General features: G+C 72.3%; 5 protein-coding genes and 1 pseudogene. 3 read left to right on the forward strand and 3 right to left on the reverse strand.

What is annotated here, in order from left to right:
- Positions 1-1,801, reverse strand: a 1,801-nt coding sequence (locus tag ACWGH4_RS25080; RefSeq protein ID WP_453464822.1) for an ATP-binding protein, incomplete at its 3' end; no start/stop codon positions are given.
- A 429-nt stretch (positions 1,802-2,230) separates the two neighbouring features.
- Here ACWGH4_RS25080 and ACWGH4_RS25085 point away from each other — a divergent pair.
- Together ACWGH4_RS25085 and ACWGH4_RS25090 are read left to right on the forward strand one after the other, a co-directional pair.
- Complete coding sequence (locus tag ACWGH4_RS25085; RefSeq protein WP_453464825.1) at positions 2,231-3,283, forward strand: LacI family DNA-binding transcriptional regulator; 1,053 nt, start codon at positions 2,231-2,233, stop codon at positions 3,281-3,283.
- A gap of 371 nt (positions 3,284-3,654) precedes the next feature.
- Positions 3,655-5,850, forward strand: coding sequence for a discoidin domain-containing protein (locus ACWGH4_RS25090; protein ID WP_453464828.1), 2,196 nt, complete (start codon positions 3,655-3,657; stop codon positions 5,848-5,850).
- Positions 5,851-5,977: 127 nt separating this feature from the next.
- Here ACWGH4_RS25090 and ACWGH4_RS25095 read toward each other — a convergent pair whose 3' ends face one another.
- Together ACWGH4_RS25095 and ACWGH4_RS25100 are read right to left on the reverse strand one after the other, a co-directional pair.
- Positions 5,978-6,613 carry a hypothetical protein gene (locus ACWGH4_RS25095; protein ID WP_453464831.1) on the reverse strand — a complete coding sequence of 212 codons (636 nt, stop codon included), beginning with the start codon at positions 6,611-6,613 and terminating at the stop codon, positions 5,978-5,980.
- Positions 6,610-8,283 carry a serine/threonine-protein kinase gene (locus ACWGH4_RS25100; protein WP_453464834.1) on the reverse strand — a complete coding sequence of 558 codons (1,674 nt, stop codon included), beginning with the start codon at positions 8,281-8,283 and terminating at the stop codon, positions 6,610-6,612. The genes ACWGH4_RS25095 and ACWGH4_RS25100 overlap by 4 nt, the downstream gene beginning before the upstream one ends.
- A 253-nt stretch (positions 8,284-8,536) precedes the next feature.
- Here ACWGH4_RS25100 and ACWGH4_RS25105 point away from each other — a divergent pair.
- A pseudogene (locus ACWGH4_RS25105) lies at positions 8,537-8,820 on the forward strand (S1 family peptidase); the annotation flags it as partial.

Consider the following 8,820-nt stretch of genomic DNA (forward strand, 5'->3'; position numbering starts at 1 on the left):
GGGTCAGGGCGCCGAAGACTTCTCTGCGTGCCCGTAGCGGGGCCACGACGGCGCTGTTCGCGCCGAGTTGCGCGAACAGCCCCAAGTAATGGGCGTCCAGGGGGCTTTCGCCCCGGGCCGACGGCAGGGGGCCGGTCAGCAGCAGCGGTCCCGCGCCGCGCAGCGCCCGGGCCAGGGGCCCCCGGGCGGCCTCGGTCACCGGCGGGAGCCCGCCCTCGTAAGCCCCCGGGTGCAGCGCCCGGGGATCGCGGTGGACCACGCAGACCCGCTCCACCTGGGCTTGCTCGGTGAACAGGTCCACCACGCACCAGTCGGCGAGGCGCTGCGTCACGATCCGGGCCGCCCGGTGCAGACCCTCGTCCAGATCCAGCGTGTTGCTCAGGGCGATCCCGGTGTCGGCCAGCAGGGAGAGCCGCTCCAGCGCCGACATGCCCGCCTCCGCGCCGCTCCTGCTCATGCCCCGTTCCGGAGCGGTCTGCGGCAGCCGGACGGGCTCGTGCTCCTGCTCGCGCCGACCGCTGCCCTGAGCGCGGGACGGGTGGACGGACGCATGCGCCCGGGGGATCAGCTGGCCGACGAACACGGTCCGGCCGTCGGCTGTCTCCTGGGTCTGGATGAGCAGACGGACGGGGACCAGGTGGCCGTCGCGGTGCAGCGCGGGGAGCGGTACGGAGCGGCCCACGATGCGTGTCTGCCCGGTGAGCAGGAGGGAGCTGAAAGCCGAGAGGTGGCGCTTTCGCAAGTGCTCGGGGATGAGGGTGGTCAGCTTGCGCCCGACCAGTTCGTCCGGGTGCCAGCCGAGCAGATCCGCCGCCGGTCCGTTCGCCGCGATGATCCGGTTTCCCTCGTCCGCGGCGATTGTGGGGACCCTGCTGGCCTGTACGTGGCGGGCGTCCCACGGCACCAGTTCGGAGGAGCCGGCGCCCGGCTCGCGGGGCACGACCGTCCACGCCGTGGGGCGTTCGCCGGCGAGCTGGTCGATGATCTGGTCGAACAGCCAGTCATGGAAGACGCGCCCGCGCGGAAGCGCGGGCAGGGTGAGCAGCCGCTCGTCCCGTGCGGCCTCTTCCGCCACGTCGAGCACCCGGCGCAGGGTGACCACCGCGGGTGTGGCGTCCGCCGGGACCGACAGGGACAGCGAGTGGATGTTCGCATCGGAAGGCTGCTTCTTCATCGCGGCCGTCACACAGGCGCTGATCACGTTGTTCATGTCATGAGCGGCGACGAGTTCCTCCGGCCGCACGCCGAGCCGCTCCCCGGCGGACGCGGCGAGGGCCAGCTCCCGCAGCAGCGCGTGCCGGTGCTGCTGCGACGCGGAGCACAGGACGTCCGGCACGTCGACCAGTGTCACCGTCTCGCCGGACGAGGGCGGCACAGCCGCCTCCCATCCGGACGGCGGCGGGGGCGGCGGCCCGTCGGGCCACAGCTCGAACCAGACCGTCTTGCACTCTTCGTCGGTGTCGGACCCGTGGCGGGACGCCAGCTGTTCGACCAGGGCCAGCCCCTGCCCCGTACCGGCGTAGGAAGTGCCGCCGTGCGGCACCAGCCCGCGGCCGGGCCGGTGATCACTGACCCGCACGGTGACCCTGCCGTTGAGCACCCGGACCGAGACCTCCACCTCGGTGCGCGCGTGCACCACCGCGTTGGTCACCAGCTCGCTGACCAGAAGCTCAGCGGTGTCCACGACATCCGACGAGAGGCCGTCCAGCGCGTCCCGCACGAACCGCCGGGCGGACGCCACGCTCTCCGGATTCTGAGGGAACCGCCGGGACGGTGCCCCCGGCGGATCGAGGTTGCCCATGACGTCAGTCTGCCGCACGCCGCTCCGGCACGCGGCGGGCCTTCGACGTATCGGCTGGTCAGCGCGCTGAGGGGGTCCGGCGGCCGAGTGACCTGGCGGGCCGCCCCGCGACACGGCCCGTGCCCGCCAGGACGCGCGGGGACCGTGTGGCGCGGGGCGGTCCGCGCGGAATCGTGTGGACCGCCCCGCACGCGGGACCGCGGAGCCCTGTACGGAAGTGGGCGACTCGATGGTCACGGACCGCCCTCGCGCCAGGGACCGCCTCCCCGTTCCGGCCCCGCGGCGGCGCAGCCGTGGGCGCACCGTCCGACGGAGCACCGCCGCCGGCGCCCCCGCCCCACCGTCCCCCGCCGTCCCGCCCCCCCGGGTGGTCCCCTTGAGCAGGCAGGATCGTCCGGCCGCCCGTAGCGGCCCCGGTATAAAGAACCCATGACTGCCGATGCCCCCGTGCCCACCCGCCCCGCGACGCTCGAGGACGTGGCCAGGGTGGCGGGCGTCTCCCGGGCCACCGTCTCCCGGGTGATCAACGGGGCGCCGACGGTGGACCCCGGGCTGCGGGGGATCGTCGAGGAGGCCATAGCGGCGACCCGTTACGTCCCCAACCGCGCCGCCCGGTCCCTGGTGACCCGCAGGACCGACTCGATCGCGCTCGTCGTCTCGGAGCAGGAGCAGCGGTCCGGCGCGACTCCGTTCGTGGGGCGGATGTTCACCGACCCGTACTTCGGGCGCGTGGTGAGCGGACTGCTGGAGGTGCTGCGGCCGGCGGGTGTCCAGATGATGCTGATGCTGGTCGACGACGAGACCTCGCGCGTGCAACTGCTGTCGTACCTGCGCCAGGGCCATGTGGACGGCGTCGTGCTGGTCTCCTCGCACGGCTCCGACCCGCTGTCGCAGTTGATCACCGGCACCGGACTTCCGGCCGTGCTCTCGGGACGCAGCAGCCGCAGCGGCCGGCTGACCTATGTCGAGGTGGACCAGCGGGCCGGTGCCGAACTGGCCGCCGAACACCTGGTGTCGCTGGGCCGCCGCCGGATCGGCACGGTGACCGGGCCTCAGGACATGCCCGCGGGGCAGGAGCGGCTGGCGGCGTTCCGCAGTGCGCTCGCCCGGCACGGGATCGACGATCTGGCGTGGGTGGAGGGTGACTTCACGCATGTGGGTGGCGCTGCCGCCATGAAGCGGCTGCTGGCGCGGAGGCCCGACCTGGACGGCGTTTTCGTCGCCTCCGACCTGATGGCCATGGGCGCGCTGCCTGTGCTCTCCCGCGAGGGCCGGCGTGTGCCCGAGGACGTCGCCGTGGTCGGCTTCGACGACAGCAACGCCGCGCAGGCGTGCGACCCGCCGTTGACGACGGTACGGCAGCCGGTCGAGGAGATGTCGTCCGAGATGGCGAGGCTGCTGCTGCGGCAGATCCGCGAGCCGGGCGACCCCCTCCCCTCGGTGGTCTTCCACCCTTCGCTGGTGCTCCGCGAGTCGGCCTGAGCAGGCGCCGGGGCAGGGGTCCTGAGCCGTGCGGTTGTGAGAGAGCGCTCCATCACGGGAGCGCTCTCTCTGCTCGGTGAACCATCGCCTGTGTGCGGCGTATTGGATGAATCAGTGAAATCCAACAGCACCTCCGGGACCCCTCTGTGGCCCCAAACTGCCTGAAAACGTTCAGGACTTGAAGTCTACGGCCCCAAGGTGCCGCCCGCTTCGGTGAGTTGTTGCACGAGTCTTGACGGCGGCGTAACGCGCGGAGAATCATCCGTGTATCCGAGAGAGCGCTCTCTCAGCAGGTTGAGCCCGACTTCCGTGCACAGCACCTCCGTACACAGCATCAGCACCCGCCCCTGACCTCCTCAGGAGAGACAGCCATGCCCGCTGCCCCCACAAGACAGCTCGGACCACCCCCGAACCTCGCGCATCACCGGCGGCGCGGCACCGTCGCGCTGATCGTCACCGCCATGGTCGCCGCTCTGGTCGGCCTGCTGCCCGCGGCGCCCGCGCAGGCCGCACCCGTCCTGCTGTCCCAGGGCAGGACGGTGACCGCCTCGAGCCAGGAGAACGGCGGCACGTCCGCCGCCAACGCCGTCGACGGCAACGCCGGCACCCGCTGGTCGAGCGCCTTCGCGGACCCGCAGTGGATCCAGGTCGACCTCGGCGCGAGCGCCACCGTCACCCAGGTCGTCCTGGCCTGGGAGGCGGCCTACGCCAAGGGCTACCGCATAGAGCTGTCCGGCAACGGCACCGACTGGACCACCGCCCACTCCACGACAGCCGGTCCCGGCGGCACGGAGACCCTGAACGTCTCCGGCACCGCACGCTACGTGCGCATGCACGGGACCGCCCGGGCCACCCAGTACGGCTACTCGCTCTGGGAGTTCAAGATCTACGGCACCATGAACGGGGGAGGCGGCCCCGAGATCCCCGGCGGAGGCGACCTCGGTCCCAACGTCCTCGTCTTCGACCCCTCCACGCCCGACATCCAGGGAAAGCTCGACGAGATCTTCCGCCGCCAGGAGTCGGCGCAGTTCGGCACCGACCGCTACCAGCTGCTGTTCAAGCCGGGCACGTACAACAACATCAACGCGCAGATCGGCTTCTACACCTCCATCTCCGGTCTCGGGATCGACCCGGACGACACCACCTTCAACGGTGATGTGACGGTCGACGCCGGCTGGTTCGACGGCAACGCGACCCAGAACTTCTGGCGCTCCGCGGAGAACCTCGCCCTCAACCCGGTCAACGGCACCAACCGCTGGGCCGTCTCCCAGGCCGCCCCCTTCCGCAGGATGCACGTCAAGGGCGGCCTCAACCTGGCCCCCAGCGGCTACGGATGGGCCAGTGGCGGCTACATCGCCGACAGCAGGATCGACGGCACGGTCGGGCCGTACTCCCAGCAGCAGTGGTACACCCGCGACAGCTCCGTCGGCGGCTGGACCAACGGCGTCTGGAACATGACGTTCTCCGGCGTCCAGGGCGCGCCCGCCACCGGCTTCCCGAACCCGCCGTACACCACGCTGGACACCACACCCGTCTCCCGCGAGAAGCCCTTCCTCTACATGGACGGCGGCCAGTACAAGGTGTTCGCCCCGGCCAAGCGGGTGAACGCGCGCGGCACTTCATGGGGCAACGGCGCACCGCAGGGTGAGTCGATCCCGCTCGACCGGTTCTACGTCGTCAAGCCCGGCGCGACCGCCGCGACCATCAACGCCGCGCTCGACCAGGGCCTCCACCTGCTGTTCACGCCCGGTGTCTACCACGTCGATCAGACGATCAACGTCAACCGCGCGAACACCATCGTGCTCGGCCTCGGGCTCGCCACGATCATCCCCGACAACGGCGTCACGGCCATGAAGGTCGCCGACGTGGACGGTGTGCGGCTCGCGGGCTTCCTCATCGACGCGGGGCCCGTCAACTCGCCCACCCTGCTCGAAGTCGGCCCCCAGGGCGCGTCGGCCGACCACGCGGCCAACCCCACCACCGTGCAGGACGTCTTCATCCGCATCGGCGGGGCCGGCCCCGGCAAGGCCACCACCAGCATGGTCGTCAACAGCGACGACACGATCATCGACCACACCTGGGTCTGGCGCGCCGACCACGGCGACGGCGTCGGCTGGGAGACCAACCGGGCCGACTACGGTGTCCGCGTCCATGGCGACGACGTGCTGGCCACCGGCCTGTTCGTCGAGCACTTCAACAAGTACGACGTCGAGTGGTACGGCGAACGCGGCCGGACGATCTTCTTCCAGAACGAGAAGGCGTACGACGCGCCCAACCAGGCCGCCATCCAGAACGGCTCCACCAAGGGCTATGCGGCCTACCGCGTCGACGACTCCGTGAACACCCACGAAGGATGGGGGATGGGCAGCTACTGCTACTACAACGTGGATCCGACGATCCGTCAGGACCACGGCTTCAAGGCCCCGGTCAAGCCCGGCGTGAAGTTCCACAGCCTGCTGGTCGTCTCGCTCAGCGGCCACGGCCACTACGAGCACGTCATCAACGACACGGGCTCTCCCACGTCAGGGACCTCGACGGTGCCTTCGACCGTCGTCAACTTCCCCTGACACGGCGACAGGCGGGCCGGCGCCGACGGCCCGCGGCCGCACGGGAGCGAGGGGCGTATCCACCGGTACGGGCACGACGATGCCCGTCCGGCGGGTACGCCCCTCGACCACCGTCGCGGGAGAGTCCTTACGGGCAGCGGTAGGTGAACCGCGCCTCAGCGGAGTGCCGGGACGGCGAGACGACCCTCAGTTCCGCACTCGCGCGGTACTCGCCCCGTCCCTCGAACGTCCACAGCAGGTGCAGCCGGGCCTGCTTCTGGCCGCGCACCACCCGCTCGCGCAGCAGCCCGGAGTCGGTGCCGTCGCTGCGCACCCAACGGTAGGTCAGAGTGCCGGGCCGGCCGTCGGTCCGGACCACGCCGACGACGTCGGCCGTCCCGCCGCAGCCGGGCCCGTCCGGCGAGGTCCTGACCACCACGTCCCGCACGGCCACGCCCGGCCCGTACCGCTGCCAGGCGAGGAATCCGAGCACGGCCAGGAGCACGGCGGCGGCCAGCGCGTACCGGCGCAGACCGCGCCTGCGCCCGTGCGGCCCGCGGCCGTCGGCGGGCTGCCCGGCGAGCGTCCCGTGCCACACCCCGCCGGCCGTGGTGCCGCTTCCGTGCTGCCGCACGAACGCGGTCACTCCCGGGCCGAAGCGCAGGACGTTCCCCTCGACCCGGTCGGGGACCGGCCCCGGTTCGGGACGTTCGAACCAGTGGCTGCCCAGCGCGGTCGCGCTGTACTCGTCGGCGTCGCCCGCGGGCGTGCGTGCGTCGTTCACAGGACCGGACACCCCCTCCTGGTCAGGAGCTGCTGCGTGGAACTGCCGCTCGCCGCCGCCGGATCGGTGCCGGCCTGCACGGCCCAGTAGCAGCCCGTGCCCTGGAACGTGTGGTCCAGAGCGAGGGTGTACTGCGTCGCGCCGCTCCGCTCGAAGGACTGTGTGCTCTCGACGGCGCCGAGGACCCCCTTCTCGTTGCTCGTGAACCACGAGACGACGACCTTCACGGGGCCGGTCCCGGAAGTGACGACGTCGATGGTCGCGGCGGCCGTCGACGTGCCGGTCTGCCGGAAGCCCGTCACGGAAACCGACTTGACCTGCACCGGCGCGGCGGTCGGCGGGGCGCTGGTCGTCGGCTGCGTCGACGGCTCGGTGGAGACGGTCGGGGTGGGGGAAGCGGCCGGCGCGGACGTCGTCGGCGGGGCCGGCGGCGTGGACGACGTCGCGGGCGACGGGTCGTCGGGCCCGGTGGTCGTGCCGGCCGACGGGGAGAGCGGGACACCGTCCGACGGCGACGGCCCGGGGCCGCCGTCACCCTCCGCCACCGGCGAGGCCGAGCCGCCCGGCATCGCGCTGGTCGTCGCCACGGCCTGCGCGCTCGTCCCCGCGCCGGCGTCCTCACCGGCCCGCGCCGCGACGGCGATCACCGCGACCACGGCCAGCGCGGCGACGCCGACGAGCGCCTTGCGCAGCGCCGGGGGCACATACCCGCCGGCGCCGATGCCCGAGCCGATGCCCGCCCCCGCGCCGGGACCGGCGCCGATCGACGTCGTCGCCCTGTCGGTGGTCCCCGCGGGCCCGCCGGCCGACGGGAAGAGCAGGGGCAGCAGCGCGGCGAGCGCCGCCAGCTTGCGCTGCCCCCGCTCCTCCCAGTCGGGCCCGTACGCCGCCCGGGCGATCGTCTCGAGCTCGGCCACGAACGCCGCCGCGTTCGCGGGCCGTTCCGCCGGCGACTTGGCGAGCCCCCGCCGGATGAGAGGACGCACCGGCTCGGGCGCGTCATGGTCGGGGACCGGCGCGCCGATGTGCTGGAGCGCCAGCTCGGCGAAGTTGTCGCCGCGGAAGGGCTTGTGGCCCGTCAGGCACTCGTAGAACGTCGCGGTCGCGGCGTACACGTCGGCGGCGGGCGAGGCCGGTTCGCCGTTCCACTGCTCCGGCGCCATGTACGCCGGGGTGCCCGCCACCCCCGGTGTGCTCCCTCGGTGCGCGGCGATGCCGAAGTCGACGAGCTTGGAGGAGCCGTCCGCCGCGACGAGCACGTTCTCCGGCTTGTAGTCCCGGTGCACCACCCCCGCGCCGTGCGCCGCGGCGAGGCCGAGCAGCGAGCCCTTCAGCACGGCCAGCGCCGCCTCCGGACCGGTAGCGCCCTCCCGGAGCAGCAAGGTACGCAGCGCGATGCCGTCGACCAGCTCCATCACGATGGCGGCGCCCTGCGGCGCCTCGACGTACTCGTAGAGCCGCACCACGTACGGGGTGTCGAGACCGCCCAGCAACTGGGCCTCGGCGCGGAACTCACGGACGAAGCCCGAGTCCGCGCGCAGCCGCTCGCTGAGGTACTTCACCGCCACCGGCACGCCGGTGGAGTCGTGTACGGCGAGTACGACACGCCCGCAGCCGCCCGCACCGAGCTCCCGGGACTCGGTGTACCCGGGCACCGACCAGGTGTTCATCACGTTCCCCCTGCCCACGCGCTGTCCCCACCACAGACACATTTCTTTCACGTCCGGTTCCCATCGGGGGCCGGGCGTGCGGCGCCCGCGAAGCTCCGGCGTGTACTTGGCATGGACCTGACCCTGGAGTTCGGCTACGCTCCGGCCGAGCGCAATGAGAGCGCTCTCAACCCGTCTCTCGACACGCGCTCCAGTACGGCCTGTTCCATCCCCCACGATGCTGGAACAACGAAAGGTCAACGCCTTGCGACGCATGACAGCCATACGTACGGGCCTGTCCGCACTCCTCCTCCTCGGCTCCTGGGCAGCGGTCGGCGCCGGCCCCGCGGCAGCCTCCGTCCCCACCGCCGAGCCCAAGCTCTCCACCGGCCTGCTCGCGGCCATGCAGCGCGACCTGGGACTCGACGCGGACGAGGCGGCAGCCCGCCTCGCCGCGGAGAAGACCGCCACCGCCGTCGAAGGAAAGGCCCGCCGCGCCGCCGGAGCGGCCTTCGGCGGCTCCTGGTTCGACGCGGATACCGGCAGACTCACGGTGGC

Source organism: Streptomyces sp. NPDC054847 (assembly GCF_053610925.1).

Excerpts from the sequence above, each read along its gene's own strand:
- ACWGH4_RS25085 (WP_453464825.1), top strand. The coding sequence starts at position 2,231 with ATGACTGCCGATGCCCCCGTGCCCACCCGCCCCGCGACGCTCGAGGAC.
- ACWGH4_RS25090 (WP_453464828.1), top strand. The coding sequence starts at position 3,655 with ATGCCCGCTGCCCCCACAAGACAGCTCGGACCACCCCCGAACCTCGCG.
- ACWGH4_RS25100 (WP_453464834.1), bottom strand. The coding sequence starts at position 8,283 with ATGAACACCTGGTCGGTGCCCGGGTACACCGAGTCCCGGGAGCTCGGT.